Raw genomic sequence first — 17,606 nt, 5'->3', positions numbered from 1 at the left:
TTCGGGGTTGCCGAAGGGCGAAGCATCCATGCGGACTAAAGGAGTATGCAGTTATTCTTTGATGACGAGGTCACCCAGGTAGGGGAAATCGATGGCGTTGACGATCGGTTCGACATTCACGCCCTCGCGAGCGGCGTAGGCCAGATTCTGCCAGTGCAGAGTAATGAAACCGGCGTCTTCATAAAGCATGGCTTCGGCTTCACGCAGCATTTCGTTGCGCTTTTCCAGATCGGTTTCGCTATCGGCCTCGGTGACCAGCGCATCGATCTCTTCGTTGCAGTAACCGCCGTAGTTGTACTGGCCGGCACCGCTTTCCTCGTCGAAGCAGAAACTCAGGTACTGGAAGAAGTTGGCACTGTCTTCGGTATCGGCGTGCCAGCCGATCATCGCGGCATCGGATTCACGTGTATCGTATTCCGGCCAGTACTGGGCCAGCGGCATGGTGCGCAGGTTTACCTTGATATTGATGCGCGCCAGCATGTTGGCTACGGCCTGGGCGATCTGGGCATCGTTCACGTAGCGGTTGTTGGGCGCGATCATGTCGATCTCGAAACCGTCTTCGTAACCGGCTTCCGCCATCAGTTCCTGGGCGCGCTCCAGGTCATAGCGCGGGGTCAGGTCCGGGTTGTGGCCGGAATAGCCTTCCGGCGAGAACTGCCCGGCCGGCGTGGCAAAACCACGCATCAAGCGGTCGGCGATGCCTTCCTGGTTGATGGCAAGGTCCACCGCCTGGCGCACGCGCGGATCCTGGAAGGCTTCGACGCGCTCTTCGTTAAGCTGGAAGCCAATAATACGAGTACCGTTGATTTCGACGAGTTCGACATCGTCGGCTTCACGTACGCGATCGAGATCGTTGGGGGGTACGGCATCGATGAAATCCACACCACCGGACAGCAGGGCAGCCACGCGAGACGCGTTCTCGGCGATAGGTGTCAACACGATGCTGGTAACGTTGCCTTGAGTTTCGGTGTCCCAATAATCATCGAAACGCTCGAAATCGACCTGAACACCCTGGCGCCGCTCGGTCAGCACGAAGGGACCGGTGCCGGAAACGTTGCGTGAGGCGAAGGAGTTGCCTGCCTTGACGATTTCGCTCTTATCGTCGCCGTCTTCGGTTTCGCCGGTATAGAACTTGCGATCCATCGGGAAGATGTAGGTGGCCAGGTTGAGCAGCAGCGGATAGGGCTCGGCCGTGGTAATTTCGACAGTATAGTCATCGATGGCTTCGGCACCTTCCACCGGCTCGAAGATAGCGCGGTAATCAGGGCTCTCCTTCAGACGTTCAATCGTCCAGACCACGTCTTCGGCAGTGAATTCATTGCCGGAGTGGAAGATGACGCCTTCACGCAGGGTCATGCGCATGGTGGTTTCGTCGACTTGTTCCCATTCAGTAGCCAGGCGTGGCTCGAACTTGAAATCCTTGGTCCAGCGTACCAACGGGTCGAATGCCAGGTGTGAGAAACGCAGCATACCGCCCGAGAGCTGTTCGTGGATATCCAGGGTTTCCGGGTCGGCGCTGTAACCGATGCGCAGGGTTTCGGCGCTGGCCGTCATGGGCAGCAAGGCGGTGCCTGCCAGAGTGGCGCCAATAACGGAGGCCAGCAGCGTTTTCTTGAACGTCATAGTGAGTTCCCATAGCTATATGATTATTTTGGAACACTTGCCGCTTTCCACGTGTTTGGTAGCAGCAAGCCATGCGCGGTCGACCCGCAGGCCGTTACGTTACAATAGATAGGCCTTACTGCATCAGACAATCGAAATTATGAGAGACGTCATTCAACCCCTGAATGAAGCGGGCTGCAGCGCAGTGACATTTTCTGTCAATACGACTAAGTAAGGAGCGCTTGGCTTTTACTTGGCATCTGCTATTTTCTAAGTTCTGGCAAGGGACACGGAGTTGTACCCGAATATCCATCGCCATCAGGAGGAGCAATCATGAATTCCACGAATGGAACCGACGATAAAAAGTCGCAAAGAGAGCAGGCGGAGGCAGTCGTCAAGCGTGATACGCCTACGACCAAGCCGTCCTCAGCGGACTCGTCGACCCAAGAGCCGAATGAGCAGCCGCAGGTCTATCGGCCTGACGCCAATGTCGATAACCAGAAAGGAAGCCACCCCAACCCGCATCACGGTTCCGACTATGATGAAAAGGAGTTTTCCGGCTGGCAGGCGGGCGATAAGCAGGACCAGAAAGACAATATTAATGAGAAAGCGCAAAAAGCGAGTAATTCCAGGCGCCAAGGATAAGCTTACTCTAAGATCTAAGTAAGTATTGACGAAATTTGCTTCTACTTACGCCGTATAGCGCTCATCAAGAGCGCTATTTTATTTATATCTCTTCGTCTAATTTTACTTGATGATTTTTTCGACAGGCTCGGGAAGGCTTACCTGCGAGCGCGTTAATTCTTCTTAATTAAAGCATTCCGGCGATCAACTTTTGCATGTCGATCCACACCATTATTTTAGCTTATGAACCTAAGCCGGATGTCTGACAACTCTATATCTTAGTCATGGTAAAAAGTGTAATCCAAGTATGAGTTAAAGTATAAATAACTGGTTTTAATAGATAAATTTAATACATCGCTGATTTTTTAACCTAAGTTAATATTTATTTGATGATTACTATCTGTTACATAAAGAATCTTGCGGGATGCCGCTTACCCTGCCTACCTTTAAATCGCTGATGGGCAATAGGCCTTAGCAGTGCCGGACAGCCGGTATATGGATGTACTAAACCAAACTGAAGCATCGAGAATGACAGGGCTTGGCTCTGAATCTTTATCTCGAATTGAAGTTCAGGTGAAAGTAAAGGAGAAGTGAAAATGGCACAGCAAAACCAAAATCCAGGCAACTTTGCTAACGATAAGCAGAAAGCTTCTGAAGCTGGCCAGAAAGGCGGCCACAACAGCAGTGGCAACTTTGCCAACGACCCGCAGAAGGCAGCCGAGGCTGGCCACAAGGGCGGCCAGAACAGCGGTGGCAACTTTGCCAACGACCCGCAAAAAGCATCTGAAGCTGGTCAGAAAGGTGGCCAGAACAGCGGTGGCAACTTCGCCAACGACCCCGAGAAAGCATCCGAAGCTGGTCAGAAAGGTGGCCAGAACAGCGGTGGCAACTTTGCCAACGACCCGCAAAAAGCATCTGAAGCTGGTCAGAAAGGTGGCCAGAACAGCGGTGGCAACTTCGCCAACGACCCCGAGAAAGCATCCGAAGCTGGTCAGAAAGGTGGCCAGAACAGCGGTGGCAACTTTGCCAACGATAAGCAGAAAGCTTCTGAAGCCGGTCAGAAAGGCGGCAAGAACTCGCACTGACTAAGGGCAACTAGCGACTTGTCTGCCTTGTAAACTGAATCAAGGTGCTCTCGAAACGTCAGGAAGACGTGTTAGGCCAGGGAATACAGGCTACATGCCAGGGAAGGCAGGCTCTTCCTAAGAGTGTCTAGCAGAGAGAAAATACAAGGCAGCTTCTTTTTCGCCAGGGACGGCCATCCGAATGAAACCATGGATGGGGAAAGAAAGGCATCATACCAAAAGTCGCGATGTTTTATGTAACAGCTGTTGGAGATTGGTCCGGCAGCTGTTTTCTGCAAGCGTAAATGTCCTGTTTTGTACAAGCAGAACTTGAGCAGATAGGCAAGCAGAGCCAGACAAGCATGGATGATACGAGCGAAAGGAGACAATTCCCTTTTGCCTGCCGTCTCTCATGAGGCAAACGATAGGAGGTCGAGATGTTTCATCATTCCGGTAAATTACAGTACCCAGTCAAGGTGGATAAACCTGACCCGCAGTTCGCGATGTTGCTGCAACAAGCCATCGGTGGCGTGGAAGGTGAAATTCGTGTGGCCATGCAGTATTTCTTCCAGGCCATGGGGAATCGTGGGGACGATCGGATTCGTGATCTGCTGATGTCCACCGCGACGGAAGAGCTTGGCCACATCGAAATGCTGGCCCACGCGGTAACACTCAATTTGGAAGGCGCGCCCGTCTCCTATCAGGAAGAGTCGGCCAAGGACCCTATCATCAATGCCATTCTTGGCGGGGCCAACCCACGCCATTTGCTGTCCTCAGGCCTCTCCGCCATGCCGGTAAACTCCAATGGGGTACCATTTGATATGAGCCACATCTATGCCTCCGGCAATCTCGGGGCGGATATGATGGCCAACGTCGCAGCAGAGGCCAGCGGGAGAACACTGGTATCGCGCCTGTATAACTGGACCGACGATCATGGCATGAAGGACTTCCTCTCCTTCCTTATCGCTCGTGATACTTACCATCAGCAGCAGTGGCTGGCGGTAATCGAGGAAATGGGCGGTATGGAAGCTCAGCTACCAATTCCTAATGCCACACCTACAGATCACGAAGCCACACAGCATTCGTATTACTATCTCAATACCTTGCTGGATAAAGAGGCTCCCTCCGGCCGCTGGGCGGAAGGCAAGTCTCTGGATGGTCGTAGCGAATACTTCGTCAAGAACCAGCCCGAACCCGAAGGACAAGTTCCTGAGCTTGGGCCAGCCAAACCTCTTTCAGGTGCTCAGGAAGAGCAGATCACGCCAATGAAGAAGTAACGCTTTACGAGCCGGCCGCTCCTATGCGGCTCGGCTCGGATAAGTGATTGGATTTACTGATAAGGAGAGAGAAATGGCTAATCAAACGGAAACGCTCAAACACCTAGAAGATTGGCTACGTGATGCGCATGCTATGGAAAAGCAGGCGGAACAGATGTTGCAATCTCAAGCGAGCCGAATTGACCACTATCCAACGTTACGTGAGCGCATCGAGCAACATATCGTGGAGACTCAGGACCAGGCGAAAAAGCTGGAAGAGTGCATGACACTGCTGGGCGTGAGTACTTCCACCATGAAGGATACCGGTGCCCAGCTGATGGCTTTTGGACAAGCCGTGGGCGGCATGATGGCAGGCGATGAGGTAATGAAGGGCTCCCTGGCAAGCTACTCTTTCGAGCATTTTGAAATAGCCAGCTACAAGGCTCTGATTCAGGCAGCCGAGAGGGCATCCAAGCCAGAAATCGCCGCTATCTGCAAAGGCATTCTTCAAGAGGAAGAGGCCATGGCGAAATGGCTGGCCGAGCATCTGGACGAGACCACACGCAAGTTTCTGGAGCGTGCCGAGAGCGACGATCTCACGGCCAAGAAATAATAGAGAACTGAAGTAAAAAACCGCCCGGTCAAAAAAACCGGGCGGTTTTTCTTTCAATCCCGTTTTATCTTTCAACCTACTGTTTCATTTGATTAGTTCACTATTTTAGCGTTTTAAGAGCTATTCATCGTTTAAGAGCTATCGCCCGAGAATTCGATTACGAAACGACTGTTTGGCAGGGTGGGTACTTTGCCATAATCGATATCCAGATCCTGCCGAGGAACCTCGTAGCGAATATGATTGACCAGCATATCCACGCATAGATGCATCAAGCCTAGAGTGATTCTTTCACCGGGGCAGCGATGATGAAGCGCGTAATCTCCACCCCCCTGCGGGATCAGCGAATAGCTTTCATCACGAGTCTGTTGAAAACGCTGCGGATCGAAGTCGTCGGGCCGCTCCCATAAGCGCTTGTCGTGATTGGTTCCATACAGGTCAAGCACGACCCTGCGACCATGAGTAAACTCGATACCTTGCCAAGTGAAGGGGGACTTCACCACGGCCACGACGCAGGGAAAGAATGGATAATGGCGGCGCACTTCTTCGACAAACCATTCCCGGTAAGTGCCGTCATCTTTTGCCAACGGCTCCCTGTGTTGCGGGTAGGTATGCAGGGCATGGGCAATAAAGGCGAGATAGCGTGCTACCGCTGTGGTGGGCCGCAGTATGTTGAGTAACTCCACTGCCGCGACTTCGGTAGCGAGAAGATCGCCAGCTTGATTGCGGTGCCAGGCGACCCGAGCTAATGCCTTATCGGGGGCTACGTTTAGAGTACCCTCGCGCACCTGTGTAATCAGTTTGGCTGCCCAGTCTTCCAGTTGTTTCCTTGCCATTCGGCCTTTCAAGTGCTTGAACGTGATGGCAGCCGGGCTTTCGATCAACAAGGCGATCTTTCTGGTCTTATCGCTTATTTCTTCTTCGGCGAGAGGAACGCCCGCCCACCGGCAGACACCCTGGAACAAGATCTCCTGAAGTTCGTCAAACAGCACAATGGTAGATCCGATTTTCCAGTGCGCCAAACGCTCTAGCCAGACCAGACGGGTTGTCTCGACCAGATCGGCTACGTTTTCCGCTTCGAGCAGAGGCAGGAAAAGCGTCTTGCGATGAAGATGCTCCTCGTCATCCAATCCCTGTACACCGCCCTCGCCGAAGAGCGTCTTTTCGAGACGCTTGGGGGCCGCATTCTCCCGGGTGAAATGGGTCTTGTTATAAAAGATTTTCGCCGCGTCTTCCCCTTGGATGAAAAGGGTGCGTTCAAGCAGCAGCCGCGCCTCGAAAATATCGCTGTCGTGTTTCCGACATCGGTTAGGAATAAACCGATAGCCCTCACGTAGCAGGGAAAGCGTACTGTCGGGCGCTTTCTCGCGCGCTGGCTTGACCATGGGTCTATCTCTCCCTGCAAAGGGTACCGGTTTAGTGGGGTGGAGCTATCTACTTATCCCGTTAGAGGTTGTCACGAGGAATCACCTTTTCCCAGTTCTTGGAAAAGATTCGGTAGTCATCCTCATAGGCGTCCAACTGTGCATGGATGAAGAAATACTCGCTGGAACAACTGAGCACCGTGCGGGTATAAACCTCGGCATTCCAGTCGTCGCGTTTGAAACAGCGCTCCGTGTACGTCTCGCCGCGCGCCGAGGTGAACTCGTCTTCTACCGTGGTATACCACTCGCGATTGCTGCGATGAATTTCCGTGCCGATCTCATCGATGCGGAAATTACCCTGATCGTTGATCACTTCGAGAACGGACTTCTTGGCAGCGAGATCACGATGCAAGCACCAGTTGTGCTCGCTGGGCGCTAGTGTTGTTGTTTCGATCGGCTCGCCTCCCTCGGGTTCTGCAAAGGGGGCCAAGGCCTCATCTTCCTCGCGGGGTGGGCGTACCGGAAGTGTCAACTGGCTATTTTGCGGGTAAACATCCACCTGCACGCTTTCCGGCGGTAGCCAGGCCAGTGGCCAGTATGAAGTGGAAACCGAAATGCGCAGTTGATGACCGACGGGAAAACGCTGGGCGATACCATTCAGCGCTACCTGGACGCGATAGCGTTGATTGGGAACCATGGGTTCGGGGTTGGCGTCGCTGTCGCGATGGCTCAAGTTGAGCAGACCATAGGTTACCCGGGTGGCCTTGCCGTCCGGCGCTACATCCGATAGACGGACCGCCAACATGCCCTGGGGTTTGTTTGCCGAAATCTCAAGGGAAAGCGACGCCACGCCGAATATTTCCAGCGGTTCTTCCAGGGGAGGAGAGGTGAATACCAGCGATCCACCATCCTCTTCGCGTTGATCGCCGGGCAGGTCGGGAGTGGCGGCGTATGAACACCATTTACCGGCAAATAACCCCACGCTTAATGGGGACTGTACGGAGATAGCCTTTTCGTCAGCTTGCGACCCGGATGTTGTATTGCTGCTGTCTGTTGCATTAGCTTCGCCTGCCATGGGATTCAACGCATAACGGCCGAGTCCATAGTAGGCTTGATGAATATTGTCGCTGGGCCAATGGGGTTCGCTGATCCACCTTCCGGGACGCTCATCATATGAGGCTTCGGGCGGGACACTATCCTGAAGCCAGGCGCGTACCGAAGGCTCATCCATGATGCCGTTCTCAATACCCTTCAGCCAGTAATCCCACCAGCGCACCGCTTCCTGGAGAAAACCGATAGCCGGCCCTGGCATTCCTTGATGGGGATATTTATGTCCCCAAGGTCCAATTAGTCCCTTCCGGGGTACATCGAGATGCTCGAGCAAGCGTAATACGGTATTGGTGAACCCGTCGGCCCAGCCACCGATGGCATATACCGGGCACTTGATGGCATCGTAATACTCGCAAACGGAGCTTGTCGTCCAGTAGGCGTCGCGCCGCTGATGTCCTAGCCAGGACTCGAGCCACAAACCGCTGCAATCCATGCGTTCCAGCCACATGTCCCGCCAGCGGTCCCCGACGATCGCGGGGTCCGGTGGCAGCGAGTTGAAGGCAAACATGACGGTAGCTTCGGACAGGTTGTCGCCCAGCAGGCAGCCACCCATGTAATGCATGTTGTCGGCGTAGAGGTCGTCACTGGAGCAAATGCTGATAATTGCCTTGAGTGCCGGCGGTTGGTGCGCCGCTACCTGCAGGCTATTGAAGCCGCCCCAGGATATCCCCATCATGCCCACGTTACCGTCGCACCAGGATTGCTGGGATAGCCATTCGATGGCGTCAACGCCGTCCTGCTGCTCCTGCTGGGTATATTCGTCGGTAATGACCCCGTCGGAATCGCCGCTACCGCGCATGTCGACTCGCACACATACATAACCATGGCCCGCCATGTAAGCATGATTGGTCGCATCGCGCCCACGGGTCAGATCCCGCTTGCGATAAGGAATGTACTCCATGATCGCCGGCATCGGTGTGCGCTCCGCTTCCTCGGGCAGCCATATACGAGCGGCTAGCTGCGCCCCGTCACGCATGGGAATGAAGATATTTTCTATTTCCCGAACCTTGTACGGGTACGAAGCCATTGTCTTCATGGTGTCTCCTTGAAATTGCTGGCTTGTGTTCCTCGTCTGGCTATCGCGCCTTGCCATGTCACGTCTCGTCGAGATGTGGTTACACAGGATCAATCTCGAAACGTAGCGCTTCCAGGCAGGCGTCATATCGCTCCTGGATCTGTTCGTGCTCCTCGGCGGCGATATATAACGTCCCTAGTTGATAGCTGAATGCATCCTGATTGGGAAGCTCGCTTAAACGGCTACCCTCATGCACGGCGAGTTTCACCTCGGTACCGGGAAAGCGCTCGCGCAGTGCCTGGATTTCTTCTGCACTGGGTACACGAGTGACGATGCCGTCCTTGTGTTCATACGGGATGTAGCACTTGGCTGCCACTGGATAATGACCTTCCCGGTTGGGCAGGGAGGGACGCTCGTTGAGTGCGATATCTATTGCGACTTCATGGTTGGACATGCCGTCGACCATGATGAAGATTTCGCTATGGGATTGTGAAATCCGCGTATTGAATTCAATCAGCCATAACTGGTCCGTTTTCTCGTCCCACATGAATTCGGCGTTGAAACAGCCATTGTCAAAACCGATGTGAGTCAGGAACGTCTTGCAGATACCGATCATGCGACGGTGGATTTTCTCCGGCAGATGGCTGGGATACTCCAGGCGATCGAATAACCCTTCTTCAGCACTTCTGCCCTGGGCGATGATGCCGTGGACATTGAACTCACCTTGGAACATCGTGCCTTCCGGCGCGGCCTGTATGCCCGAGACCAGCTGTTCGGCAATACAAGTGTTACCGTCGCATCCCTCCAGGTCGGCGGGCAGATCGATGTAACTGAGCGCCTCATTGAAGGGGTCGCCGAAGTGGCGAATCTCCTGGCGCATGGTCTCGATCGCTTCCTGAAACTGCGCCTCGTTCTCGACCTTGAAACCCAACTGGGAGGAAAACGCCTTAACCGGCTTCAGCCAGAAGGGGAAATCCAGCGTGACCTGCTCCAGCGGGTTCTCGGCGAAAGGGTCCACGCTACAGAAGGCGGGGACGCACTCGGGGATCACTCTCTGCTGTTCAAGGCGGCTCCAGTACTTGTGCTCGCACGTCAGTACACTTTCTGCCGACGGAGAGGGGATACCGTACTCCTTGCACAACAGCGGGACCATGACACTGGTAGGGAAGTCCCAATGAGCAACGATGGCATCGACCGGCCCGCCGTGGTCTTCAAGCTCCTTTCTCGCCTGTTCCATCAGCCGATGGAAAGAGATCTTCTCGGGAGGTTCGACTGCTGTGCTGACATCCAACAGGCCATGAACACTCAGTTCGCGCGCGCGGCGTAGCGTTTTGAATTCCTGGCGTTGCTGCTCTTCAAGCGCAACGACGAATACATTGCGTTTCATCCATCTATCTCCTTGACGGATTAGCTCCTTGACTTGATAAGGGGCTGTTTATTGAGCATGACCTAATCAAGCAGGTCATTGCGCGAAGCTATTGCATGAAGCTATCGGGAGCACAGTGCTCCATTGTTTCCTTACGCAATTACCCTAGTAAAGGAAGCAGCGCGTTTCCACGGAGTTGAGAAAAAGTTACGCTTTAAAAATCTCAGTTAACATAGTGTCATTCGGACGGCACGACATGATGCCCCTGATAAGCTTTTGTTTTTACTATATGTTTTGTTTTAAAAGAGGTATTGAATTTTCGCATGGCTCATGTCGGGGCGCTTTTACGCTATGCTGAGAAAGCCCTTGGCAAGAGACGAATCGTTGGTGGATGCAACCAGGATGGGACAATGTGGTGGAACAGCAGGTTATACGCAGCGGCCTTGGGAATACTGGCCGCATTGATGCTTCACTCCGGCAGTGCAGGGGCGGATACGCTCGCGGGAATGCTCGACGGGGAAGAACGTGAGTGGCATGTGTTGAGCTATGGCAGCGATTCCAATGCCACTTTCATCGAGTACGGCGACATGGTGAATCTCGACGTGACGGGATTTATCGATCCCGATTCCTGGAGCACTCGGGAAGCCCTCTCCCTGAGCATGACGATCACCGAAGACAAGGTGGTCGACTTCGATGTGATCCATCTTATCGGCGGTTCGGCCATGCCCCCCTTGTTTACCTCGGAAGGAGCAGATGTGACCCTGACGCTGGACTCCCTACATCGCGAAGGCCGCACGATACGAGTAATGGGCAGGGTCGAGGGGTGGTTGGCATTGCAGGAGCGTTTGGGCACCATGCCGAACATGGAAGAAGCTATCGAGATCGATGTGACGTTTGATATTAAAGCCAGCAAGATCGAATTCTGACAATGCGCTCTGGTGACGCTCTAGCTGTCAGGTACTCATGCTGACTGACGTGCTGGTTGGTGCCGAATCGTCAGAGCGAGGCGTCATTGACCGAAACGCTTGTGCAGCCAGGCATTGATCTCGTCGGATTCGTACATCCACGTATCGCCATTCATTTCGTCCGCAATTCTGAGGCAGGGGACTTTCACCTTACCGCCACCTTCCTCCAGCGCTTTCCGGTGATCGGGGTCCAGTTGGGTATCGCGCAATTCAATATTCAGTCCCAGACGCGCCATTTCCTTGCGCACCTTGATGCAAAAGGGGCAAGTGCGAAACTGATAGAGCGCTAGTCTGCGGCACTCTTCATCGATCCGCGCCTGCTCTTCCGGGCTGCGCTCCATCGCCTGGGGCGTGGATACTTTTTCGGCGATCAGCATGACCGGTGCCAATACCAGGCGTAGGCCACGAAAGAAATAACGAACAATGAACCTCATCGGGCCATCCTTTTCGGTGGTGAGCGACAACATCAAGGACGCATCCTGCAATAACTCGCCGCTATTGTCACTGACAGCTGCTACTATCAGCGAGATAGGCGGAACAGCCGGTCAGGCATCGTTCGGCACGCACACGCATGGATGAGCAAAGCGGCACGTCATGCTAGTCTGCATGGCTGTCTTGTGATGCACAGGGATTCGATCTTCATGCACCTTCATATCATCGGCATTTGCGGCACCTTCATGGGCAGCCTGGCACTGCTGGCACGTGAATTGGGTTATACCGTTAGCGGCTCTGATGCCAATGTCTATCCGCCCATGAGTACCCAGCTGGCTGACGCGGGGATCGTGCTTCAGGAGGGCTACCGAGCGGAAAATCTCGATCCTCGGCCCGATCAGGTCATCGTGGGCAACGCGTTGTCCCGGGGCAATCCCGAGGTCGAGGCTGTGCTCGATAGTGCCATGGCGTACGTCTCGGGACCGCAGTGGCTGGCCGAACACGTCCTGCCGGGACGCAAGGTAATTGCGATAGCGGGTACACACGGCAAGACCACCACGGCCAGCCTGCTGGCTTGGCTGCTGGAGTCGGCAGGGCTGGAACCGGGTTTTCTGATCGGTGGTGTGCCGCGTAATTTCGGCGTCTCCGCCCGGTTGGGTGCTGCTGGGAGTCCCTTCGTCGTGGAAGCCGATGAATACGATACGGCCTTTTTCGACAAGCGTTCCAAATTCGTTCATTACCGCCCCGACATTGCGGTTCTCAATAACCTGGAATTCGATCACGCCGATATATTCGATGACCTGGCCGCCATTGAACGTCAGTTCCATCATCTGATACGTACCGTTCCCGGTAAGGGGCAATTGCTCGTTGCCGACGGTCAGCCTGCGCTGGAGCGCGTGCTGGCGCAAGGCGCATGGAGCCCAGTGGTTCGCTTTGGCAATCAGGCGCAAAGCCAGTGGCGGATCGTATTGGAGCGCGATGATGCCAGCCGCTTTCAGGTGATTCATCAAGATGACACTGGCAACGATGATGATGCTGTCGTGGATTGGGCACTGACCGGCGAGTATAACGCTCGCAATGCTTTGGCGGCCCTGGCAGCGGCCAACGCATGCGGCGTGGTATTGGCACGCGGTTGTGCCGCGCTGTCGCGATTCGAGACGCCCCGGCGGCGTCAGGAGGTGCGCGGCGAGGTGAATGGAGTGCAGGTGATCGATGACTTTGCCCACCATCCGACTGCAATCGCGGCGACCCTGAAAGGGCTGCGGGCGGCTACCGGCAAGGGGCGTTTGCTGGCGGTGATCGAACCCCGCTCCAACACCATGCGCCTGGGGGCGCTGCGCCAGCGTCTCGGTGAGAGTACCCGCCATGCGGATCATGTCTTCTGGTACCAGCCGCCGGGACTCGAATGGTCACTCGATGAAGTGGTCCAGCAGCGGGGAGAAGACGCGGCGCTCTACCAGGATCTGGAGACATTGGTCGCCGCCGTGGTGGCCAAGGCGTCTCCCCTGGATCGTATCGTGGTGATGTCCAACGGGAGTTTCGGCGGTGTCCACGAAAAACTGCTCCACGCCCTCGAGGAGCGCCAACCGCATGGAAATTGATCGGGACGTTTTCCGGCCGCCCGTGACCGTGGCCTTGACCGGTGCCTCCGGCGCGCAGTACGGCCTGCGCCTGATCGACGTACTGGCGGCGGCAGGGCACGAGGTGTGGGTGATGGTTTCCAAGGCGGCTCACATGGTGATCGCGACCGAAACCGATGTGTCACTGCCGGCTCAGCCGGAGCGCTTGTGTCGTGCCTTGAGCGAGCGTAGTGGCGCCAGGCCCGGCCAGATACGCTGTTTTGGTCGTGAGGACTGGATGGCTCCCGTGGCTTCCGGCTCGGGGGCTTCCGCAGCAATGGTCGTATGTCCATGCTCCACGGGCACGTTGTCGGCGGTTGCCTGTGGCGCCAGCAACAATTTGATCGAGCGGGCGGCGGATGTCGCCCTGAAGGAGCGGCGCAAGTTGATCATGGTGCCTCGGGAGACACCTTTTTCCGCTATTCATCTCGAGCATATGCTTGCGTTGACGCGGATGGGCGCCGTCATTCTGCCGGCTGCTCCGGGGTTCTATCATCATCCGCAGCGGGTAGAAGACCTTATCGATTTCATCGTGGCGCGCATTCTCAATCAGCTGGGTGTCGAGCACTCCTTGATGCCGCGCTGGGGGGAGCCTGCCACCGCCACAAAAGATGCGCGTCTATGATGCCCTGGGCCACGCTAACGGTATTCGTGCCCACGTTCATGCTGGTGTCGCTGACCCCTGGCATGTGCATGACGCTCGCCATGGTGCTGGGCATGACCCAGGGGGTAAAGCGTACGCTGTGGATGATGATGGGCGAGTTGGCTGGCGTCGGGTTGGTGGCCGCCGCTGCCGGGGCGGGGGTGGCGGCCCTGATGCTGCGTCAACCCGAGTTGTTCGCCTTGTTCAAGTGGGTCGGGGGCGCTTATCTTGGGTATCTGGGGGTAATGATGTGGCGCTCGCGCGGACGCATGGCCATCCCCTCCGATCTGGATATGGCACCTGTAGGGCGTCTTCAACTGGCGCTGCAGGGGTTCGTGACAGCGGTAGCCAATCCCAAGGGATGGGCATTCTTCATGGTGCTGCTGCCGCCCTTTCTGGACGCCTCCCGACCGTTACCCGCCCAGCTGGGTGTTCTTATCGGTCTGATTCTATGCATCGAATTTCTCAGCATGCTGGTTTACGCCACGGGTGGTCAGACACTGCGCAAGCTTCTGGGCGAACGTGACAACGTGCGTTTGCTCAACCGTATCGCCGGCGCCCTGATGGTCGGTGTAGGGGTCTGGCTGGCATTGGGTTGATTCCCGCTAGACCGCGGGGAGCAGAAAGATTCGGCAAGCGGCCAGAACCGCCGATGCGATTGCCAGGATATGCCAAGGGCAGGACCACAGCGGAAGACGTGTGCGGCTTTGCCAGCTCAGGTTGATCAGTGAGCACACGATCAACCCCAGCATGGCACCACCGATCACGTCGCTGAACCAATGATAACCAAGCACGAGGCGCGATAGCGCCATTGGCGTGACGAGAGCCACGGCACCCCAGTAGAGCCAGAAACGCCTGGCATGGGGGATAACGGTGGCGAAAAAGGCGGCGGCCAGGCCGAAGACCACCACGGCGGTGGATGTGTGGGCGCTGGGGTATGCCAGTGAACCCAGCAGGTAGTCCGGCGTTTCGGGGCGTACGCGGCCGAAGACGGCCTTGCCCCAGGTATTGAGCAAGGCTATACCGCCCAGTGCGGCCGCCCAGTGCAGCAGGGCCGCCATGTGCCTTCTCCATAACATCCACATGGCCCACGGCAGAATCAGCGCGATGATGCCGAGGCTATCTCCTAGTCGGGCAAGTGCCTCACTGACATAGTAGGCCATGGGGAATTGTAGAGTGCTGAATAGCTGCTGTATCTGCAGGTCGATGGGTAACGGTCCGTCGAAAGCGAGTACTACCAAGGTCCATCCCGAAAAACTGCCCAGCGACACAATCAACAGCAGACTGGACGCCAGAGGCACTTCTCCCTGGCGACCCATGGCCAACCACGGGCGGCGCAGCAAGGGAAACCGCCGGGCGAGACCGGCAACAAGACCATATACCCGCCCGTTGCGTACCAGCTGAGCCCGGCCCCAGGAAAACATCAACGCCAGAAAGAGCAGGATGATGGCCAGCGTGATCAGCCACGCTTCAAGCTCGGCGGGTAATTCCAGTAACTTTTGCCAGCTTCGGCCCAGTAGATAGCCCGGCAGGACGTAGGCGGGTGCCCACAGCGCGGCGGAAACGATATTGGCCCAGGCAAAGGTGCGTGGGGACATGTGCAACATGCCGGCTACCAGAGGGATGATGGGACGAACAGGACCGACGAAACGGCCGAAAAAGACCGAAAGTGTCCCGTAGCGCTTGAAGAAGCGAGCTCCTCGCGCCAGCCATTCGGGATGTTGCGAAAGAGGCCAGCGCTGCATGACCCGCTCTCGTTGGCTGTAACCCAGGCTGAAGCTGATTCCGTCACCGAGCACGGCACCGACGAAAGCGGCGCTGAGAACAGCAGGAATGGCAACGTCTTGATGGCCGGCAAGTGAACCCGCCGCGGTGATCAATACCACTCCCGGCACCAGCAAACCGACTAACGCAAGTGATTCAACCAGAGAGATCAGCAGGATAAGCAGCAGCAATAGCCAGGGGGAAGGGGTTAGCTGATAAAGCGCATCGACAAGCGACACAGAATGACTCCAATGAGTGGGTAGCGCTCTCTACTGTTCGCTCAATACCTCGCTGCACCGCTTCAGGCGTTGAGCGAAACGTGCGAAGGGCTCCTGTGGAGAGGGAAGGCAAAGGGCGATACGGACTTCGAGTTGGCCGGTTTCCACCAGTACGCGATGAGACAGAGCGCGTTGCAGGCGTTCCCGAACTAGCAATGCACCGCTTTCGCTGGTGTCGGGTAACACGACCCAGAAGGTCGCACTGCTGGCGCGCCCGATAATATCATGATCGCGGCAACTGCTCTGAACTTCACTGCATAGCGCTTCGAGAAGGGCGATGCGTGCCCGATTACCGAACTGTTCGCCCGCCATTTCCCATTGTGGCAGATGCAGCACCAGTACTGCCATACGTTGGCTGAGCATGGCAGCGCGCTGGTATTCACTCTTCAGGCGCTCATTGAGCGTGTCGCTATGGTAGGCGCTGCATTCGTTATCCGTCGGGTCGGTCGCTCTCAATAGCGCCTGACGTAACCCATGTTCCCAGCGCGGCATGGCGAGAAGGGCAATCAGAGTGAGATAGCCTAGCTGCTCGTTTCTTCCCAGGGTGGCGGGTATGGGTAAAGGGAGCCACCACCATAGCGGTATTACAACAAGGGAGCATAGCAGGGCGGCCCACAGAGGGAGCAGCAAGAAGGCAGCAGCCAAGGGCAAGCCGAGCCAGACATCGGGCGTGTCCGGGTGCCGGTACCAGGCGAAGGCTACCAGTAGCGCCGTGCAGATCAGCGTGAGTATGCGCGGCAGGTGAGAGTGAAGCCCCTGGCCGATGTGCAGCAGTATCGTCACGACCATTACGAGAGAGAGAAAGGTCGGCAGCAGAAGTTGTTCATATTCGCCCATGAAGTATAACCACATGGCGTAAGCGACCAGCAATAGGATGCACAAGGTATAAGCCAAGGTCATCAAGCGGCCGGAAAAACGGTGCTGACTCATGCTCGCTCCCTGGGTCGCAATGATGTGGACGGCTGCTTGAACGACGCTATATCCAGATCTTCGGTTTCCAGCTCAAGAAGCGGATAGTGGGTACTGGCCAGGCAGTTGGGTAGTGCCGCCAGAAGCCGCTTGCGTCGCTGCTCCGCCTCCCCCGGCGAGCGTGCCAACAGGACGGTGGCCAGGGTGGTGCCATCCAGGCGGTAACCATTTTCGAAATTGTGCGTCAACTCGCAGAGTTTACGAGTGGTCGACCACAGGTGATGGCGTTTGACATGCAGGACCAGTAATTCGCCGTGAATGGCTTCGCGCTCGCAGCGGGTCTGTTCGCGAGGCAGGTCCTTTAGCAGCTGTTCCCCTGGCCACAAGTTGAGGCCAGGCACCAGGCGCAAGCGTTGGCGTATGGCGCCATTCATGTCGGTAAGCTGTCGGGCCCAGGAAATGGCCAGCACCACCAGAACGCTCGAGACACCGACAAGCAGCCACCATCCCGCATCGCTGACGACGGAGCGCAGCAATACTAGGCTGATGCCAGCCGCCAGCAAATTGACCGCGAGCACCCAAGGGCGCTGGGGGAGCATCAGAAGTGCCGCCCAGGTCCAGAAAAGCAGAGCATGACGTGTGGGGTCGGCGGCGATGAGACCCAACAGTAGCAAGCCGGGAACGAGTTGCCACGGTAAGCCCCGCGAGCGCCGATGACTGAACTCGAGTAGCAGAGCGGTGATTAACAGCCAGCCGATACTGAGCCATAGCAACAGCATGGTCTGAGGAGGTGCAGTTTTCGTCCATAAAGCCAGGGCGACGGCGGCTGCGAGAAGATTACCGCGTAGCAGGCTGATTTTGTACTTGCTCTGCATGGTGCCTTATGATGATTTGACGAATTGAAGGTCAGGTTTCACCTGCGACGAAGTTGATGTTGTCTCTTTTTTAACTATAGCGATTATTGACGTCGGACTAAGTAAATTTT

15 protein-coding genes and 3 pseudogenes are annotated in these 17,606 nt (G+C 56.0%); 10 read left to right on the top strand and 8 right to left on the bottom strand.

Going from position 1 to position 17,606, the window contains the following annotated elements; all coding sequences use genetic code 11:
* Positions 1–51: 51 nt before the first annotated feature.
* Positions 52–1,623 carry an ABC transporter substrate-binding protein gene (locus R5M92_RS06110; protein ID WP_346798629.1) on the bottom strand — a complete coding sequence of 524 codons (1,572 nt, stop codon included), beginning with the start codon at positions 1,621–1,623 and terminating at the stop codon, positions 52–54.
* Positions 1,624–1,935: 312 nt separating this feature from the next.
* Here R5M92_RS06110 and R5M92_RS06105 point away from each other — a divergent pair, with 312 nt between their 5' ends.
* The 6 genes and pseudogenes from R5M92_RS06105 to R5M92_RS06090 all read left to right on the top strand — a co-directional run bounded on the left by R5M92_RS06105 (position 1,936) and on the right by R5M92_RS06090 (position 5,159).
* The gene (locus R5M92_RS06105; RefSeq protein ID WP_346798626.1) at positions 1,936–2,247 is read left to right on the top strand and encodes a hypothetical protein; all 312 of its coding nucleotides are present in this window, start codon (positions 1,936–1,938) and stop codon (positions 2,245–2,247) included.
* A gap of 575 nt (positions 2,248–2,822) precedes the next feature.
* A pseudogene (locus R5M92_RS16215) lies at positions 2,823–2,885 on the top strand (glucose starvation-inducible protein B); the annotation flags it as partial.
* A gap of 57 nt (positions 2,886–2,942) precedes the next feature.
* Positions 2,943–3,107 (top strand): annotated as a pseudogene (locus tag R5M92_RS16210) (general stress protein); the annotation flags it as partial.
* Positions 3,108–3,140: 33 nt separating this feature from the next.
* Positions 3,141–3,311 (top strand): annotated as a pseudogene (locus R5M92_RS16205) (general stress protein); the annotation flags it as partial.
* 416 nt (positions 3,312–3,727) lie between these two features.
* Positions 3,728–4,567 (top strand): manganese catalase family protein, encoded by an 840-nt coding sequence (locus tag R5M92_RS06095; RefSeq protein WP_346798624.1) that lies wholly within the window; start codon positions 3,728–3,730, stop codon positions 4,565–4,567.
* Positions 4,568–4,640: 73 nt separating this feature from the next.
* Positions 4,641–5,159, top strand: coding sequence for a ferritin-like domain-containing protein (locus R5M92_RS06090; RefSeq protein ID WP_346798622.1), 519 nt, complete (start codon positions 4,641–4,643; stop codon positions 5,157–5,159).
* Between the two features lie 131 nt (positions 5,160–5,290).
* Here R5M92_RS06090 and R5M92_RS06085 read toward each other — a convergent pair whose 3' ends face one another.
* The 3 genes from R5M92_RS06085 to R5M92_RS06075 form a co-directional block, all read right to left on the bottom strand.
* Positions 5,291–6,541, bottom strand: a complete 1,251-nt coding sequence (locus R5M92_RS06085) for a cytochrome P450 (protein WP_346798620.1) — start codon at positions 6,539–6,541, stop codon at positions 5,291–5,293.
* 61 nt (positions 6,542–6,602) lie between these two features.
* Entirely contained in the window at positions 6,603–8,666 is a 2,064-nt protein-coding gene (locus tag R5M92_RS06080) for a CocE/NonD family hydrolase (protein ID WP_346798618.1), read from the bottom strand.
* Between the two features lie 79 nt (positions 8,667–8,745).
* A complete protein-coding gene (locus R5M92_RS06075; protein WP_346798616.1) occupies positions 8,746–10,032 on the bottom strand; it encodes an ATP-grasp domain-containing protein in 1,287 nt (428 codons plus the stop codon).
* 389 nt (positions 10,033–10,421) lie between these two features.
* On the opposite strand from R5M92_RS06075, the gene R5M92_RS06070 reads away from it, so the two are divergent.
* Positions 10,422–10,937 carry a hypothetical protein gene (locus tag R5M92_RS06070; RefSeq protein WP_346798614.1) on the top strand — a complete coding sequence of 172 codons (516 nt, stop codon included), beginning with the start codon at positions 10,422–10,424 and terminating at the stop codon, positions 10,935–10,937.
* 83 nt (positions 10,938–11,020) lie between these two features.
* Here the strand turns inward: R5M92_RS06070 and R5M92_RS06065 are convergent, their stop codons facing one another.
* Complete coding sequence (locus tag R5M92_RS06065) at positions 11,021–11,410, bottom strand: glutaredoxin (RefSeq protein ID WP_346798612.1); 390 nt, start codon at positions 11,408–11,410, stop codon at positions 11,021–11,023.
* 207 nt (positions 11,411–11,617) lie between these two features.
* Here R5M92_RS06065 and mpl point away from each other — a divergent pair, with 207 nt between their 5' ends.
* From mpl to R5M92_RS06050, 3 genes are read left to right on the top strand one after another with little or no spacing between them, the layout of a single operon-like run.
* Positions 11,618–13,009 (top strand): UDP-N-acetylmuramate:L-alanyl-gamma-D-glutamyl-meso-diaminopimelate ligase, encoded by a 1,392-nt coding sequence (gene mpl, locus R5M92_RS06060; RefSeq protein WP_346798611.1) that lies wholly within the window; start codon positions 11,618–11,620, stop codon positions 13,007–13,009.
* On the top strand, positions 12,999–13,652 hold the full coding sequence (locus R5M92_RS06055; RefSeq protein WP_346798609.1) for a flavin prenyltransferase UbiX: 654 nt from the start codon (positions 12,999–13,001) through the stop codon (positions 13,650–13,652). The genes mpl and R5M92_RS06055 overlap by 11 nt, the downstream gene beginning before the upstream one ends.
* Positions 13,649–14,269 carry a LysE family translocator gene (locus tag R5M92_RS06050; protein ID WP_346798607.1) on the top strand — a complete coding sequence of 207 codons (621 nt, stop codon included), beginning with the start codon at positions 13,649–13,651 and terminating at the stop codon, positions 14,267–14,269. Before R5M92_RS06055 ends, R5M92_RS06050 begins: the two co-directional genes overlap by 4 nt.
* 6 nt (positions 14,270–14,275) lie before the next feature.
* On the opposite strand, the gene R5M92_RS06045 is transcribed toward R5M92_RS06050, so the two are convergent.
* From R5M92_RS06045 to R5M92_RS06035, 3 genes are read right to left on the bottom strand one after another with little or no spacing between them, the layout of a single operon-like run.
* The gene (locus R5M92_RS06045; protein WP_346798604.1) at positions 14,276–15,673 is read right to left on the bottom strand and encodes a bifunctional DedA family/phosphatase PAP2 family protein; all 1,398 of its coding nucleotides are present in this window, start codon (positions 15,671–15,673) and stop codon (positions 14,276–14,278) included.
* A gap of 30 nt (positions 15,674–15,703) precedes the next feature.
* Entirely contained in the window at positions 15,704–16,642 is a 939-nt protein-coding gene (locus R5M92_RS06040) for a diguanylate cyclase domain-containing protein (protein ID WP_346798602.1), read from the bottom strand.
* The gene (locus R5M92_RS06035) at positions 16,639–17,496 is read right to left on the bottom strand and encodes a hypothetical protein (protein ID WP_346798600.1); all 858 of its coding nucleotides are present in this window, start codon (positions 17,494–17,496) and stop codon (positions 16,639–16,641) included. The genes R5M92_RS06040 and R5M92_RS06035 overlap by 4 nt, the downstream gene beginning before the upstream one ends.
* Positions 17,497–17,606 lie beyond the last annotated feature (110 nt).

Source organism: Halomonas sp. Bachu 37 (assembly GCF_039691755.1).
In the GTDB taxonomy this organism is placed as follows: domain Bacteria; phylum Pseudomonadota; class Gammaproteobacteria; order Pseudomonadales; family Halomonadaceae; genus Vreelandella; species Vreelandella kashgarensis.
The sequence above is the reverse complement of the archived record's forward strand: the minus strand, read 5'-3'. Positions and strand labels throughout refer to the sequence as shown.